15 protein-coding genes and 1 pseudogene are annotated in these 14,214 nt (G+C 63.7%); 3 read left to right on the forward strand and 13 right to left on the reverse strand.

All coding sequences use genetic code 11. From position 1 onward, the window contains the following. Positions 1–98: 98 nt before the first annotated feature. The 9 genes from ACZ3KJ_RS12870 to ACZ3KJ_RS12910 all read right to left on the reverse strand — a co-directional run bounded on the left by ACZ3KJ_RS12870 (position 99) and on the right by ACZ3KJ_RS12910 (position 5,294). Complete coding sequence (locus ACZ3KJ_RS12870; RefSeq protein WP_467526824.1) at positions 99–344, reverse strand: SpdD protein; 246 nt, start codon at positions 342–344, stop codon at positions 99–101. A 17-nt stretch (positions 345–361) separates the two neighbouring features. Beyond that, positions 362–556, reverse strand: coding sequence for a hypothetical protein (locus ACZ3KJ_RS12875; protein WP_130438825.1), 195 nt, complete (start codon positions 554–556; stop codon positions 362–364). Between the two features lie 25 nt (positions 557–581). Beyond that, positions 582–773, reverse strand: a complete 192-nt coding sequence (locus ACZ3KJ_RS12880; protein ID WP_467526546.1) for a mobile element transfer protein — start codon at positions 771–773, stop codon at positions 582–584. Between the two features lie 11 nt (positions 774–784). Beyond that, positions 785–1,387: a DUF2637 domain-containing protein gene (locus ACZ3KJ_RS12885; protein WP_467526547.1), complete on the reverse strand. Its 603-nt coding sequence runs from the start codon at positions 1,385–1,387 to the stop codon at positions 785–787. 25 nt (positions 1,388–1,412) lie between these two features. Continuing rightward, positions 1,413–1,622 carry a hypothetical protein gene (locus ACZ3KJ_RS12890; RefSeq protein ID WP_467526548.1) on the reverse strand — a complete coding sequence of 70 codons (210 nt, stop codon included), beginning with the start codon at positions 1,620–1,622 and terminating at the stop codon, positions 1,413–1,415. An 82-nt stretch (positions 1,623–1,704) separates the two neighbouring features. Further along, positions 1,705–3,081 (reverse strand): FtsK/SpoIIIE domain-containing protein, encoded by a 1,377-nt coding sequence (locus ACZ3KJ_RS12895; RefSeq protein ID WP_467526549.1) that lies wholly within the window; start codon positions 3,079–3,081, stop codon positions 1,705–1,707. Further along, on the reverse strand, positions 3,081–3,437 hold the full coding sequence (locus ACZ3KJ_RS12900; RefSeq protein ID WP_467526550.1) for an SCO3933 family regulatory protein: 357 nt from the start codon (positions 3,435–3,437) through the stop codon (positions 3,081–3,083). The genes ACZ3KJ_RS12895 and ACZ3KJ_RS12900 overlap by 1 nt, the downstream gene beginning before the upstream one ends. A 323-nt stretch (positions 3,438–3,760) precedes the next feature. Further along, positions 3,761–4,999, reverse strand: coding sequence for a helix-turn-helix domain-containing protein (locus ACZ3KJ_RS12905; RefSeq protein WP_467526551.1), 1,239 nt, complete (start codon positions 4,997–4,999; stop codon positions 3,761–3,763). Next, positions 4,980–5,294: a putative quinol monooxygenase gene (locus tag ACZ3KJ_RS12910; protein WP_467526552.1), complete on the reverse strand. Its 315-nt coding sequence runs from the start codon at positions 5,292–5,294 to the stop codon at positions 4,980–4,982. The genes ACZ3KJ_RS12905 and ACZ3KJ_RS12910 overlap by 20 nt, the downstream gene beginning before the upstream one ends. 213 nt (positions 5,295–5,507) lie before the next feature. Here ACZ3KJ_RS12910 and ACZ3KJ_RS12915 point away from each other — a divergent pair, with 213 nt between their 5' ends. The 3 genes and pseudogenes from ACZ3KJ_RS12915 to ACZ3KJ_RS12925 all read left to right on the forward strand — a co-directional run bounded on the left by ACZ3KJ_RS12915 (position 5,508) and on the right by ACZ3KJ_RS12925 (position 8,352). Then, the gene (locus tag ACZ3KJ_RS12915; RefSeq protein WP_467526553.1) at positions 5,508–5,915 is read left to right on the forward strand and encodes an ATP-binding protein; all 408 of its coding nucleotides are present in this window, start codon (positions 5,508–5,510) and stop codon (positions 5,913–5,915) included. A 622-nt stretch (positions 5,916–6,537) separates the two neighbouring features. Further along, positions 6,538–6,777, forward strand: a pseudogene (locus ACZ3KJ_RS12920) (IS110 family transposase); the annotation flags it as partial. A 487-nt stretch (positions 6,778–7,264) separates the two neighbouring features. Further along, positions 7,265–8,352, forward strand: a protein-coding gene (locus ACZ3KJ_RS12925) for an IS630 family transposase (RefSeq protein ID WP_467526554.1) whose coding sequence is annotated in 2 segments (ribosomal slippage) — positions 7,265–7,723 and positions 7,726–8,352 — 1,086 coding nt in all. Because the reading frame shifts where the segments join, the coding sequence is not laid out codon by codon here. 41 nt (positions 8,353–8,393) lie between these two features. Here ACZ3KJ_RS12925 and ACZ3KJ_RS12930 read toward each other — a convergent pair. The 4 genes from ACZ3KJ_RS12930 to ACZ3KJ_RS12945 all read right to left on the reverse strand — a co-directional run bounded on the left by ACZ3KJ_RS12930 (position 8,394) and on the right by ACZ3KJ_RS12945 (position 13,944). Then, entirely contained in the window at positions 8,394–8,939 is a 546-nt protein-coding gene (locus ACZ3KJ_RS12930) for a hypothetical protein (RefSeq protein ID WP_467526555.1), read from the reverse strand. A 10-nt stretch (positions 8,940–8,949) separates the two neighbouring features. After that, on the reverse strand, positions 8,950–11,079 hold the full coding sequence (locus tag ACZ3KJ_RS12935; protein ID WP_467526556.1) for an AAA family ATPase: 2,130 nt from the start codon (positions 11,077–11,079) through the stop codon (positions 8,950–8,952). A 181-nt stretch (positions 11,080–11,260) separates the two neighbouring features. Further along, on the reverse strand, positions 11,261–13,468 hold the full coding sequence (locus ACZ3KJ_RS12940) for a helicase-related protein (protein ID WP_467526557.1): 2,208 nt from the start codon (positions 13,466–13,468) through the stop codon (positions 11,261–11,263). Beyond that, positions 13,468–13,944 carry a hypothetical protein gene (locus ACZ3KJ_RS12945; RefSeq protein WP_467526558.1) on the reverse strand — a complete coding sequence of 159 codons (477 nt, stop codon included), beginning with the start codon at positions 13,942–13,944 and terminating at the stop codon, positions 13,468–13,470. Before ACZ3KJ_RS12945 ends, ACZ3KJ_RS12940 begins: the two co-directional genes overlap by 1 nt. Positions 13,945–14,214 lie beyond the last annotated feature (270 nt).

Raw genomic sequence — 14,214 nt, forward strand, 5'->3', positions numbered from 1 at the left:
GTGATGATGGGAGTTCCTTTCGACTGTTTCGGCGGTCGGGAAGGGACGGCCCCGGGGCGGCGGGATGCTTGGCGGCTTGTTGCCGCCCCGGCGGCCGGTCAGCGCCTGGGGGCGCCGGTGACGAGCGAGCGCAGGACCACGGCGGCGACGGCCACGGACACAGCCGTGACGGCGACGGCGGCCAGGAGCGCGGTGAGAACGATGCCGACGACGACCACCGCGGCGACCGCACCCACGTAGGGGGTGAGCGGGCGGCCGGCGGAGGGCAGCGGCGCCTGCACCTGTTGCTGCCCGGTGAGGGTGGTGGGCGGGTGTGGGGTGTCGGGGAGCTGGGGGCGGAACAGCACGGCGTACCTCCTGGTCATTTGTCGGTGCCGTCGACGACGTCGACGCCGGTGCGGGTGCCGGTCTCGATGGCGGGGGCGAGGAAGGTGTGGGAGAGCCAGAAGCCAAACAGGGCGATCACGACGGCGACCCAGAGGCGCACACCGAGGAACTTGATCGCGGCCCAGGCGACGACGCCCAGGACGAAGACGAGCGGGAGCGAGACGGTCACGGAGCCTCCTCAGCGGATCAGCGCATCAGCGGACGTGGCAGCGGTGGGTGCGGGCGGCCAGCTCGGCAGCGGCGCGGCTGTCGTAGTCGGCGGAGAAGCCGCAGCGCGGAGCCGTGCACACGGCGGCGTGCTTCTCGCGGCCCCGGCCGTCGTAATACGTGCCGACCTGGACGGGTCCGATGCGGACGACCCGGCGGAAACGCGGGTTGGCGGGCATGGATGCTCCTCTCAGAGCTGTGCGGCGACGGCTTCGGCCAGTGGTGCGGGGACGCCGAGCCGAGCGCGGAGGGTCGAGATGTCGATGGCCGATCCGGTCCGGGTGCGGTGTTCGTCGGCGACCTTGCGGGCGTGTGCGACGAGCGCGGCCGGGACCAGTGGGCGAGGAGAGGCGACGGCCGGTCGTTGTTCGGGTTCCGGAGCCGCTGTGGTCGGTTCCGGGGTTGCCGGCGCGGGGTCCGCGGCCGTCTCGTGTGTGGTGTGGGCGAGGAGGGTGCCGCCGAGGAAGGCGACGGCGGGCCATCCGGCGACGAGGATGCGCAGCCAGGCGGGTACGGCATCCATGTCGAGCAGACCGGCTGTGGCGACGTTGGCGCCGAGCGACGCGGTCAGCGCGACGAGGAACCAGCACCACCCGGCCGCCTTCGATCCGCCGGAGCGCAGTCGCCGCCAGGCCGCCACCAACAGCAGGTCCACGGAGACCGGGTAGGCCCACGCCTTCCAGCCGTCCTGTCCGGCGGCTGCGGCCAGGTCGTGCAGGTGGGCGAAGGACAGTGCGGCAGCGATGACCGCCTGAACGAACACCGCGTCGACGCGGGCCAAGTGGGCGCGCACAGTTGCGTCCCTTCCGTGGGTGGGGTCAATCGGTGGGCGTGAGTTCGTCGGCTCGCGCGCGAGCAGCGGAGGCGACTTCGGCCGCTTCAATGTCACCGGGCCGGTCGGCGGCGATGCGTTCCAGCAGTTCGGCCTTACGGCTCATCAGCTCGACGTAGCTGCCGACTCCGAACGTTCGGTGGTCTTTCAGATCGCTGAGGAACGCGTTGACTTCGGAAATAGACGGGCGGGACATGGTGGCTCCCTCGTTTTCAGGCGTGCCGGAGTAGGGACTCGGCACGAGGCGGACGTACCGGCCGTAGGGGGTAGTGAGTGGCCTACTCGGTAACCGGTACCGGGCTCAGGGGCGAGGCTGGAACGTCGGTCGGCCGGGCCGGCACCGCGGGTCGGAACGGTTCGAGCGCGGACAGGTCGGGGACCATGTGAGCCGACTCGCGGCAGACCTCAGCCGCGCGGGCGAGAGACAGGAACGGCGTGCGGATGCGGGACCAGCCGCCAGACGTGTCACCTGCCACCGCGAGGCCGGGCAATTCCGGGGCGATGGAGCAGGCTGCGTCAACCGCTTCCGGGGCGACGTCGCCGAGGGCCATCTTCGCGGAGGCCTCATCGTTCACCCGGTGGCAGACACGGCCGGTCAGCTGGGCACGGAGCATGGTCGCGCCCTTGCCCAGCTCGGCGCCGAAGCGCTGCCCGCACACCTCCACGTAGATGCCGGCCGCCCGGCCGAGCTGGGCCAGCCGGATGAGGTGGGTCACCATCTCGTCCCGCCGTTCCTCGTCCTTCTTCGTGGCGACGAGGAAGAGTTCGGCCACCTCGTCGACGAACAAGACGACCGGTACAGGTCGTTGGTGTTCCGGCAGGCCCCAGATGTCGGACGTGATCTCCTCGTCTGTTGTGCCGGGGGCGATGCCCTGACGAGCCTTGATCAGGTCGTACCGGTCTTCCATCTCGCGTACGAGGACGGGCAGCAATTCGGCCGCCTGCCGTGGATCGGTGGCGAGAGCCGACAGACGCGGAGCGAACGGCGCCAACTCCACGCCCCGCTTGCAGTCGATCCCGACCAGTGCGACCGGTTGCCGTGCCAGTCCGGTCACCAGGTGCCGCAGGTACATGGATTTACCCGACAGCGTCGCGCCGAGGGTGAGTTGATGCGGCACAGCGTGGTAGTCCCGTACGAAGGCCGTCGCGTCCTCCCTCAGCGCCACCGGCACCTTGAGCAGTCCGCCGCCCGCCTTCCTGGGCATCCGCACATCGCGCAGCACGTCGAAGCCGACGAGCCGCAGTTCGACCACACCCGGCTTGACGTCCTTCACGTACACGGCATGGACGCCCCAGGCGTGCCGCAGCCGCTCCGCCGAGGCGGCGACGTCCGCCGGTTCCTGGCCGGGAGCCAGTCGCAGCCTCAGCCGCAGCCCGGTCGAAGTGGGCCGGATGATGCCCCGGCGCGGGGGAACTGGCCGGACTTCACGCCGAGTCGTCGTCTTGACGGCGAGCGCACGCAGCCGGGAAGGCTGCACCGTCAGGCCGCACGACTCCATGACGGAGCCGTACGAGCCCAGGATTCGGGCCGTCGATATCGGCAGGCCGACCGTGGACCAGTAGACGCCCGGGTGACGGGCCCGGGTGTAGGCAGCCCCGCCACCGAGCGCGGCGAGGGGACCACCTACCTCCAGCAGCGTCGTCCAGTCCGACATCAGGCGGAGGTTCCCACGGGCGCCGGGAACTCGGCTGGCGTGACCGCGGCAGCACGGAAGGCGATGCCGTGCCGCTGCTGGCCGTTGAACACGCTCTCCCAGGGGCGAGCCACCAGGCCCACCAGCGAAACCGGGGCGCCCAGCGCCAAGCCCTCGGTGACGCCGCTTTCCGGAACGGTGACCTTGATGAGGGAGGACTCACCGTCCTCGAGGTAAACGACGCCGATCGTCATCAGGGCTTCGCCGCTGATGGCGTCCTTCGCGATCTCGCCCGTCTGCCGGTCCCGGACCTTCGGTTCCGGAGCTTCGGTCAGCAGGATGGTGGCTGCCGAGGTCTCCACACGGATTACACGCACAGATCTGATCTCCCTTGCGCTGCACCGCATGCACGCATGCCGGCGCATTGAGTGATGAATGACTACGCAACGGGAGGTTGACCGCATACCGACTGGGCGCGATACGCTCCAAGAGCGTTGATGCCAACGACGCACCCGGCCTGAGTGGGCTGCCTCCCGCTCAGGCCACATCTCTTTCTGTGGCCTCTTTCGCTCACGCGCCGGCGCAGGTCTGCCTTCCTGCTCCGGCCCGTTCGCATGCCCGCGTCACCAACTCCGCTGGACGCGAAGGGGTGTTCGGACGACAACCACAGTAACTCGCACTCCAAGTACTGTCTAGTACTTCAGGTACCAGTCCGTACTTCGTGTACGCCCAACTCTCCTGCGAGGGTGCGCAGCTCCTCAGAGGGCGGCTGGCTCATCGTCAGCAAGTCCGCGGTGAGCTGCTTCACCAGCGGCAGGGCCCGCACCAGTTCCGGTGACAGCTCACGGGCCGACAGCAGTGCCGTGACGGCGTCCCCGACCTGCCGTCGCTGGGCGTATGCCCTGGCCACGTCGATCTGGAAACGGGTCTGCCGTTCGGCCGACAGTCCGGAGGCGTCAACAGTCTGGGCAGCGCGCATGGCGACTCCGGCGTCTCCGAGGTCGACCGCGACGGCCACCTCGTGCAAGGCGACGTTGGTCGGACCGAACTCGGTGTTGTAGTCGTTCCGCCCGTCGCCTACCCGTTCACCCATCTCGCGGGCCTCACGGAGATACCCGTATGCCTCATCGGCAAGGTTCAACCGAGCCGCGGCCACCGCCCGTTGCAGCGTCAGCGCACCACGCAGCGCGACCGCCTCGATCTGCCCGGACTCGGACAGAGGCCCCAACGCGTCAGCCGCACTACCGGACACCTGGGCCGCCTGCTCGAAGTGCCGCGCGCCGAGGAAGACCAGTGACAGCCGGAATTCGCCGGCCGCCATCAGCAGCGGATCGTTCGCTCGCTCGGCGGCGACCACGGCACGGTCCACGGCGATCCACGCCGCTTCCGGCTCACCCATGTTCGCCAGGGCGCCGCTGCACGTGTGATACATGACCGCCAGCAGCCGGAACAGTTCAGGGCGGTCCGAGTCGGGAACGGACCGGGTGGCCGACTCCAGTCGAGGAACCAGCTCTTCCAGCAGCTCAGCCAGGTCGGCATAGTTGCCCTGATGTGTGAGTGACCAAGCCCGGTCCACCTCGGCACGCAACGCCGGCACGTCAGGGGACGTGTCCTGCCGGCTGAGAACCGCCTTGAGCGAATGCGCGGCACTCAGCACCATTCGCAAGCGACTCGCGCCCGGAGGCTCCCCATCGGTCACCGATGCGACGAGGGGAGCCTCGGCCGCCAACTCGGCGACCGGCACCTCAAGGACATCGGCGACCTTTTCCAGCACGGTCATCCGGTCGATACGCCGCACGCCCCGCTCAACCTGGGACACCCACGCTTCCGAGCGCCCCAAAAGGCCGGCGAACTCCTTCTGCGACAGTCCCCGGCGCTTCCGATTGAAGGCGATCTTGCGGCCGAGCGACTTCTGGTACTCAGTGCTCAACGTCCACACCCTTGCCGGACACGAAGTCCAAGCGATCCACCTCGACGGCGGACAGGTACTGCTCCCGCGCTGCGAGGAAGGCACGCACGTAGTCCTTCGACTCGTGCTCCTCGAAGGCGCCCTTGTTCCGGTAGAGCTCGTAGAACACGCGCTCCAGCGGACGGCCGTCAACGCGGTGCACTGTGTAGATCACCGTTCCGGGTTCGTTCGCCCGGATCTGCTCACCGGTGCGCGCCACCAAGTCGTCGAACGCAGCCGCTGCCACGTCGTCCTTGCAGGTGAAGCGCACAAACAGCCCGAACATGCAGAGTCCTCCCTCTATCGGCATCCAGGTCAGCACCAGACCACGCGGCGAACGCTATGCGCCACCCGCCCGCACGAAAAGTACGAACCCGCACTCCCGGTACGCTCACATTCGGTACGGTGTTAGTACTAATTGTACGGCTCTTCATGGTCCGTGTCAGCCGGTCCGCCCGGAGGACGCAGAAAACAGCAGGTCACCGCCATGGAGGACGCCATGCCAACGCACCGACGAACCTTCCCGGGAGACCCCCGAGCACTCCGCACCGCCCGACACTGGATCCACGCCACCTTGAACGGTCATCCGCGCTCGGACGACGCCGCACTGATCCTCACGGAGCTCGGCACCAACGCACTCACTCACACCGCCAGCGGTGACGGCGCCGGCTCTTTCCACGTCACACTCACCGTCTCCGAGCTGACCACCACGATCGCGGTAACCGACGCCGGACACAGCAAGACCACCCCCGAGGTTCAGCACCCGCCCCTCAACGCCACCCACGGCCGCGGACTCGGCATGGTCGCCGCCCTCGCCGACAGCGTCACGGTCCAGGGCGACGACTCCGGCCGCACCATCACCGCGGAGCTCCGCGCAGACGGTCACCGGGGAGGCCGCCCGTGCTGAGGGTCACGACCAGTCCCGGTTTCTGGTGCGAGTGCTGGACGGAGAAATTGGACGGGCGGCAGCCGCCGGCGCTCTTCGGCTCGTTCGATGCGTACTCGGCGGTCGAGGCGAACAACTGGGTGGCGACGATCCTGCGCACCATCTCACCGGCCCTCGACACGGCTGCTTCCCAAGAGGCGTGGACGCGGCTGCACGACGACCGTATCGACACGAGACGGGCCCTGTTACGCCGGGGGCCCTGGACGGCGTCCATCACCCACGTCAGCACACGCATCACATGGGCTGTCCGACCGGCGCTCTTCCTGCCGATGGCACACCGTCAGGCCAAGCAACTTCCCTCATGTGCACACAACTTCAAGCCACATAGCCCCCGGCGTCAGACTGAGTAACAACCTTCTTTACGGGTTCAAGGCGGCTCGCTCCGCTCACCGCGCGCGGCCCGGCCCCCGGCCGGGCCTGCGCTCCTGTCTCCGCCCCGCTCCAGCCCGGCCGGCGCCCGTGCCGCGCAAAGCGATCAGCCACCGGCTGTGAGAGAAGGGGGACGGCGCCGCACAGGTTGCCGCCGATCTGGCTACCCAGTTCTGCTGGCCCAAGTGCGAGGACCAGCAGATCTGAAACTTGCGCAGGCCACCGCGCGTCAGCAGCCGGACTGGTCCCTCCCAGACGACTCCGGTCGCCGCACAAAGAGCTGCACCGCCTCAAGCGATACGACCGCCTCCCGCGCCAAGTCTCTGTCCGCGCGTATCACCATCATCCGCGGCGATCCCAATCAAGTGTTGTATCTCAGAAGCGTGACGAGGACTCCGAACACGTCCAGGCCGTCATTGCGCTGGCACGACATCGCACCAGCGCGCTGTGGGCTCCCGTGCTCGCAGCCCTGGCACCCCTCAGCCATCAAGCAGCCGCCCTGACTCAGCTCAAGGCCACAGAACCTGTTACCTGGTTGAGGCCAGTGGAGGTGCAGCGAGACACACGCGCGCGTGATCGGCCGGCCTACCCGCTGTCGTGGCTGGCTTTCGTCGGCTTAGGCGCAGACGCCTCTCCAGGCCGGGCCCGCCGCAGTTGACGAGAGGCTGTTGGGTGCAGCGGGCTCTGCAAAAGTACGCCAGGACTTCAGCCACGCAACGCTTGGTTCGACTGATGCTCACGCTACAGAAGGGGGTTTTCCTGACCTCGCGCTTCTACGGAGTAGGGAGGCGTTGGTTCCGACTTAGCGATCCCACCACCAGACCCGCACGATAGCCAGTCGACACGGAACACGCTTCGCCGCTTCCCTATCCCACTACTGCGGTTGAACTCGGGTTGTCGTAGGTGCTGACAGAGCTTGATCCTCGCGGTACGCCGTCTTCATGAGGTACGCGCAGGGTGGTGGCCTGAGCGATGAGCGCAGGCAGTTCCGCGAAGGCATCCGGATGAGGGCCGCAGAGCAGTTCGCCTTGGGCGAGCCGAGCTCGGCGATTGCCAAGGAGTTACGGGTCAGTGTGCGCTCGGTCCAGCGGTGGCGGCGGACGTGGTCCAGGGGCGGACCGCGGGCCCTGCGCTCGGCCGGCTCGGCCTCGCTTCCACGGCTGAGCGAGGCACAGTTCGCCGTGTTGGAAGCGGAGCTGGCCAAGGGGCCGATGGCGCACGGCTGGCCGGACCAGCGGTGGACGCTGTCGAGGATCAAGACCGTGATCGGGCGGCGCTTCCACAAGAGCTACACCCTGCAAGGGGTGCGCAAGCTGCTGATCCGGCACGGCTTCTCCTGCCAGGTGCCGGCCAGACGGGCCGTCGAACGTGACGAGAACAAGGTCACCGGCTGGGTGAAGGAGACCTGGCCGCAGGTGGAAGCCTCGCGGCGGCGCTCGACGCCTGGATCGTCTTCGAAGATGAGTCCGGCTTTTCGATGACGCCGCCCACCGCCCGCACCTGGGCCCGTCGTGGCCGCACGCCCGTCATCCGGGTCCGCGGCCGATCCCGCCGCCGCACCTCGATCGCGGCCCTGACCTGCTACAAACCGGGCGAACGCTCCCGGCTGATCTACCGGCCCCGCCGCGACGACGGCCGACGCGACGGGCGCAAGAGCTTCGCCTGGACCGACTACCGCGACCTGCTCATCGCCGCCCACCAACAGCTCGGCGGCCCGATCGTCCTCATCTGGGACAACCTCAACGTCCACCTCACCGCCGGAATGCGGCAGTTCATCGCCGGACGGGACTGGCTCACCGTCTACCAGTTGCCGCCCTACGCACCCGACCTCAAGCCCGTCGAGGGCATCTGGTCCCTGCTGCGGCGCGGCTGGCTGTCCAACACCGCCTTCACCACACCCGAGCACCTGATCCAGACCATCCGTCGCGGCCTGAGAGGGATCCAGCACCGCCCCGACCTGATCGACGGATGCCTCGCCGGAACCGGGCTATCCCTCACACCTACGACAACCCGAGTTCAAGCTCAGTAACACACCATCACACCACTACCTTGAGGGCTCGCGCCGACCAATCAATCGATAATCATATTAAGCAGACCCAGTAGTGGATCTTGGACCTGTGAGCCATCTCCAACTTCTCTCTCTGCACACTCGACTGTGTCGATAGCCGTCATGACAAGGTCGCGAATGCTGCTTTCGTCCTGCGAGTGCTTTCGCAGCCAGTCGAACCCTGCGTACGCGTAGCGATCGAGCAGTGCCAGCTGTTCCGCCATGTTCTCACTGGCCAGCAAATCCATTTGTGATCTCAGAGAATCATCGATGGTTTGGTCAGGAGCGGCGCTTGTCAGAACCACCGCAGCGGTGATCTCGGTAGCGCCATCTGCACCGAAAAACACTCGATCCTGGATAGGAAGCACCCCTCTCTTAGAGGTCGGCATTTCCTCCGCGGCCGTAGGCTGATTTAGCGCCATCGCCAGCGTTGCAGCGAATACGTACGCGTCCCGCATCTCCTTGAATGGGCCAGTCTTAGTACCTGCCGCGGCGGATTTAGCTTTGCCCGACGTGACAAGCGAATCGAGGATATCCCTATGATCCGGATAGATGTTGACGTTCGCCATATCTCGTCCTTCAACTGATACTGGTCATCCGTGTTCTAGCATGTGCCACACCTTCGTCTTGAGCGCTGTAGGTGTGGTCCTTTCCGTTCCATCGGACTGTTCGGTTGCTGGAGCTACGCGAAGTCAATTCCATAATGTTGGCGCTTCCCACGCTACCAGCGATCCCTTCCCATACAGCAACGGATTTCGCTGAAACCAACACGACGACTTGAGGCAGCAACCTGGGCAGCGCATTCACCACGTCGGCCTCGTACTCATCATCCAATGGACTTGTCGGCGAGTCGAGGACGACTGGGAAGCCATGACTTCGCGATGTATCGACGCTCCCCGTCCGCTTGAGTTGTTGCCGATTCCGGGCGATCTCTTCGTAAATCGGAGCCAGCCTTGCGATGGCACCCAGGAAAGCAATCAAGACCAACACCTTCTCCGACTGAGAAAGCGGAATCTCCTCATCTTTTCCTGGAAAACGCACCGTAATACCGAAATCCTCGCCGACGTGGATTTGATACGGCTTGGCAATCAGATCCGAGTAGGTCACATTGATTGCCTTCTCGAAATCTTCTCGACCAAATTTGTTCAGACCCTTACGGGCTGTATCGAAGAACTTTTTGACCTCACGAAGGATCTCAATGGCGGCTGTCTTGCGCTTGTGCCCCTCAGATTTCGAGGACTTCTTAGTGTAGTCCGACAGCAACTCTCCGACTTTGGATGCTAGCGTCTCGATTTCGGCTTCAATGCCCTTGGACTCGGCAGCGAGTATATCTACGCTCTTCTGCCTCACCATGGCGATCTCAACAGGGCTCTGGCCTGCTGGAGGGCGTTCCACATCCTGGGCTTCGGTGAATTCCATGAGTTCACGTGTCGCGTTGCCAAGCAGCCGCTCAGCCATATCGAGGCACGTCCGCAGCACTGCCTGGAGCATTCTCATGTCGGCACCCTGCTGTGGGCCGGCGACTCCAAGATCTGACGCGAGAGAGGCAATCTCGTCGCGAAGGTTCGCGACCGCCATGTCTTTCTGGGTGGCATGCCGCACAAGCAGAGAGCGAGTCTCCATGCCGCGGACAGCAATCCGCGCGTCGCCGACGTGCGCACGCAGCCTCTTGATGCGCTCGTTCGCTTCCTTCGAGAGTGGCTCGCCACACAGCGTGCAGCGGCAGTCGTTCAACGTCTTGTCGAGCACCGACTCGTGAATACGCGGAGGCATCAAGCCAGCCTTTTCAGCTAGGTCAAGCTGCGAGATCGCGGAGTACACTGCGCTCTGAGAAAAATGGAGATGCGCCTTGCGGGCCAGGTCGAGGTAAAGATCGTACGCTCGTTGGGTTGCGGATTCCGCTTGCCGCACGCGCCCCGTTCGCTGTTCGTACTCACGCTCCCATTTTTTGATCTCCTCCGGGTTGTACCTCTCAGCGTCCTTTTTCGCTTTACTCGCTTTGTCCCTGGCATCCGCTAGCAGCCCTGGAAGGGCATCACGACGCTCCTCAGCAGAATTGAGCTCCTCCTGAGCCTGCGCGTACCTCCGCCGAGCTTCCTCGACGGTGTTGTCACTATAGTTTTTAGGCGGTTTGAGTGCCTCACTCTCTATCGCCTTACGCAGATCCTCGATCGCCCGGTCGTAGATGTCGCCAGCCAGCAGAGATCTGATCGCCTGGCCGATGTTTAGAGAGGATCCCTCGCCAGGCCTGCTCCCCTCCAATACGTTCGCAGTACTGAACGTCTCGGCAGGAAAGAAGAACAGGTCTTTGAGCGCTTTAGGGAGAATTCGATAAATGTCGTCTTCAACCGCACGCTCACCGTTTTTGGTAACTGTTAGGTCATATTGGCCAGCGGACTGCCTGTGCGCATCGGTTACCCTGCGGATACGGAACTCATCTTTTTCGTGGACCAGAGTAAGTTCTACCCAGGTCTCGGCAGATGGATCCATCTCTACAGCGTCGACGTTTACCAATTGGCTTGGACGCGCGAACCCATCAGTGAACTCACCGTACAGAGCCCAGGTGAACGCATTGAGAAGGGCTGTCTTGCCAGCGCCATTAGGCCCTAGAATTAGAGTTACAGGCTTACGCGGGTCGATAGAGAACTCAACTCGGTGGTCGCCGTGGAAGGACCGCCAATTACGCATTACCAAGGTCACGAACTTCACTTACGGCCCTCCTTAGCCTTCGCCATCTGAAGAGCACGGTTAGCAAATTCGTCGGGTAGGTCACTACGGTCATCAGAGAACCTTCGCCTATGTTCCGCAGTAACAACGTAATTGACCACCTCCTTAGCCTCAGGACTCAACTCGCTCGCCATCTTCTGCATTTGCTCTTCAAATGGGTTCATCAGGCCCATTCCTCCATTTCGTCGTCCTCAGTCATACTCATCCAGGGCTGATCAACGGGACGTAGACCGTACTCGTATGCCCACTCGATGATTGTCAGAAGCGCCTCGCGGTTTCGTGCCGCCTCGGCAAGTTCAGCGGCCCGAGACAACTCCCCCGCAATGAGGCGCTTCTCTGAATCAGATGGCTCGCCGGCAGGTCGAGGCGGCATTACGATGAAGTCATAGATAACAGCGTGCGACTTCGGGTTATTCGGGTCACGCCGCAAAAGTCGCCCACGACGCTGCACGAATTGCCGAGGGTTCTGGGTTGACGCGGTGATGACACCAATACGCGCGGATGGGATGTCAACTCCCTCGTCTAGGCATTTCATAGCCAATAGGGCCTGAATGTCCCCACTGGCCAGGCGCTCCTGAAGGACCTCACGACGACTCCTGTCTGTCTCACCGTAATAGCACTCGATCCGCATCCCGAATTCCTCGCTGAGCATCTTCTCGGTCTTTTTGAGCGCAGGGAAGTCAGTCTCGGGATTCTTCCCTTCGGCAACATAGATAATCTGGTGCGTCTGGTCTTTCAAGCCGCTCGCCATCAGCTGACGAAGTCGGTCGTGCTTTCCAGTAGCGTGCTGAGTTAGCCTGGTGCGCGCTCGAATTTGAGCCTCTGCCGCTAGCTCATCCCCCTTGGCGAACGCAGCTGCGATCCGTTGCGAAATCTGCCGATAGCGCTTGGCCTCGTCCTCGGTCAGCTCGATCCGATACGGCAAGTAGTCATAAGGTACGAGTGCGTTGTACTGATAGATCGCCTGCTTGATACTGATCGAAACCACAGGATCGCCGAAGTAGCTTAGGAGAGCCTGCGTACCCTCGTCGTCGCCGTGCCGCTTGGGCGTCGCAGAGAGCCCCAGGGTAAACGTGGGATTTGAGGGAAGCGCATTTAGGCGCGCTGGTGTGCCCAGAGAGTGCATCTCATCCCCGATGACCATGATCCGGCCACGATGACGGGCCAATTGCCGCTGCAGAAAATGTTCGTCATCAGCGACGTCCTTCCCACGCGGCGTGAGGCTGCCCGCCGTGGTGATTACCATCTCAGCTCGGCGTCCTTGACTTGATCGGGCAGCTGAGAATACAGATTTCAGATGCTCCCGCTGTCTGCTGGTGAGGGTGCCGTGACAGACAGCGGGACGAAAGCCGAACCGCTCGGCCTCCTGACGCCATTGGTCCACTAGATCGATCAGTGGCACGATCACCAGCACAAGCAGTGGCTTGTTGGCGTTGGAGGAGGATACGGAGGCTTGCGTCGCGGCCGTCAGGGCGGTGATGGTCTTACCAGTGCCTGTTGCCATAGCGAAAGTGCCGCGTCCACCAGCCCGAAGCCAGTCGTTTACCGCACCTTGTTGAAACTCGTGCAGTGTAAGGTCGTCAGGTAGCGACGGGACAAGCGACACGCCTTCCAAAGAAGGGGCGATCGATGAGACTGGTTGGTCAGTTTCGGTTATTGTCCGCCCTGCAGACGGCTCGCGGATGCCGAAGTTGGACCGCATAGGATGTTCAATCCAGTCGTTTACCCGCCACAAAGCTACGCCATCAACGCGCTCGCCCCATAGCTGCTCGAACCGGTCTCGTTCTTCGCGGGCATACGCGCGCTGCTCCTCGTTCACCCAACTACGATGCAGCGGAAACGACTCCGAATGAAGCCTAGCCCCACCGATGGTTTCATTCGGACTGCCGGTGAACGTCATCCAGTTACCGGCCTGGTCAGAGAAGACTCCGATCTTCTCATGGAACAGTGCGTAACTGTGCGTATGCTCTCGCAGTGCAATACGGACATCCAGCCGACCAGAGGCGACCATCCATGTCAGCAGCTTCAGCCGGTCAGCTAGCACAGGGCTGGGAATCGGCTGCAAGATGGCGCGTCGGAGCCCCTCCTTGAGGTAGTTCTTGAGTGCCTCGCCCTTACCCATTGCCGCCAGCTCATCGTCGCTTAGGTGGGCCGGAGACGTAATGAGCCGCATCATGCCGCCGTTGAGAACGAACCTGTCAAGAGAGGGCGCAATTGCCGCCAGAATGCCCGCGGAGAAAAACCCAACGGCTCGATCGTAATTTCGCGACCGGGCGAAGGCAGGGACATAGAAATCTTTGATTAGGTCATCTGGCGGCGAGTTGTACCGGCGCTTCCACCTCGGTTCCCAAGAGGGCAAGTCGTCGGTCATCACGCGCCTTTCAGGAGGTCAAGCAAAGGATCCTTCACAGGATCGCGTTCTCTGCCGTCGCCGTCATACCTCTGACGCTTGGGAGAATCCAGATGAGCGTCTATCCCCGGCAACGGAACGTCGGGTCTTTGAGGCTGCATGCCTGAATCGCCAACTAGTGTTAGCAACAAAGCGGTCAAGATATCTACGGCGCTCTCTCTGCCACACTGTCGTATATTACGCAAATCAGCGATGGTGATCCCGAGCAACTGATCGAGGCGCCTAAGATGATTCTTGCGTAGCAGGTTTCGTGCTCGCTGGGTATGGCAACGGACGTCAACCTCGTCGCCTGCGGCCGTCGAGCGCCCCAACAACGTGCCTAGGTCGTTGGGGGAGTCGACGCCCACGAGGATCCGAGCCCATGCCCGTGCCGTCGCCACGCGCATCGTGCCGGCAGGAGCCGCGTCCACGTCGACGACCGCCTGCTCATACTCCACGTTCTCGCCTCACTCCCCACGATCCCTGAACCCACCATTGTTCTCAGCCTGTCGCCACGTCACCAACACCCTGGCGAGTGATACCTCGATCCTCTCCCCCGGACACACAGCCGCGTCCACGGGTTTGCGCCAGTCGTGTGTGAAAAAAATAGCGCAGCGATCACTGTGACACGCAGACACTGCGGAAGGTTGCCCTTCAGTACTGGTCTGTGAACCAGCCTGCCTGGCGTCCCCACGCGGCCCAAACAACACCCATCGCCACCGGGACAA

This window comes from Streptomyces sp. NPDC003248 (assembly GCF_055563235.1).

Bases quoted from the DNA above. Each gene is read 5' to 3' on its own strand.
- ACZ3KJ_RS12880 (WP_467526546.1), bottom strand. From the start codon at position 773: ATGCCCGCCAACCCGCGTTTCCGCCGGGTCGTCCGCATCGGACCCGTC.
- ACZ3KJ_RS12915 (WP_467526553.1), top strand. From the start codon at position 5,508: ATGCCAACGCACCGACGAACCTTCCCGGGAGACCCCCGAGCACTCCGC.
- ACZ3KJ_RS12940 (WP_467526557.1), bottom strand. From the start codon at position 13,468: ATGACCGACGACTTGCCCTCTTGGGAACCGAGGTGGAAGCGCCGGTAC.
- ACZ3KJ_RS12895 (WP_467526549.1), bottom strand. From the start codon at position 3,081: ATGTCGGACTGGACGACGCTGCTGGAGGTAGGTGGTCCCCTCGCCGCG.
- ACZ3KJ_RS12930 (WP_467526555.1), bottom strand. From the start codon at position 8,939: ATGGCGAACGTCAACATCTATCCGGATCATAGGGATATCCTCGATTCG.
- ACZ3KJ_RS12890 (WP_467526548.1), bottom strand. From the start codon at position 1,622: ATGTCCCGCCCGTCTATTTCCGAAGTCAACGCGTTCCTCAGCGATCTG.
- ACZ3KJ_RS12910 (WP_467526552.1), bottom strand. From the start codon at position 5,294: ATGTTCGGGCTGTTTGTGCGCTTCACCTGCAAGGACGACGTGGCAGCG.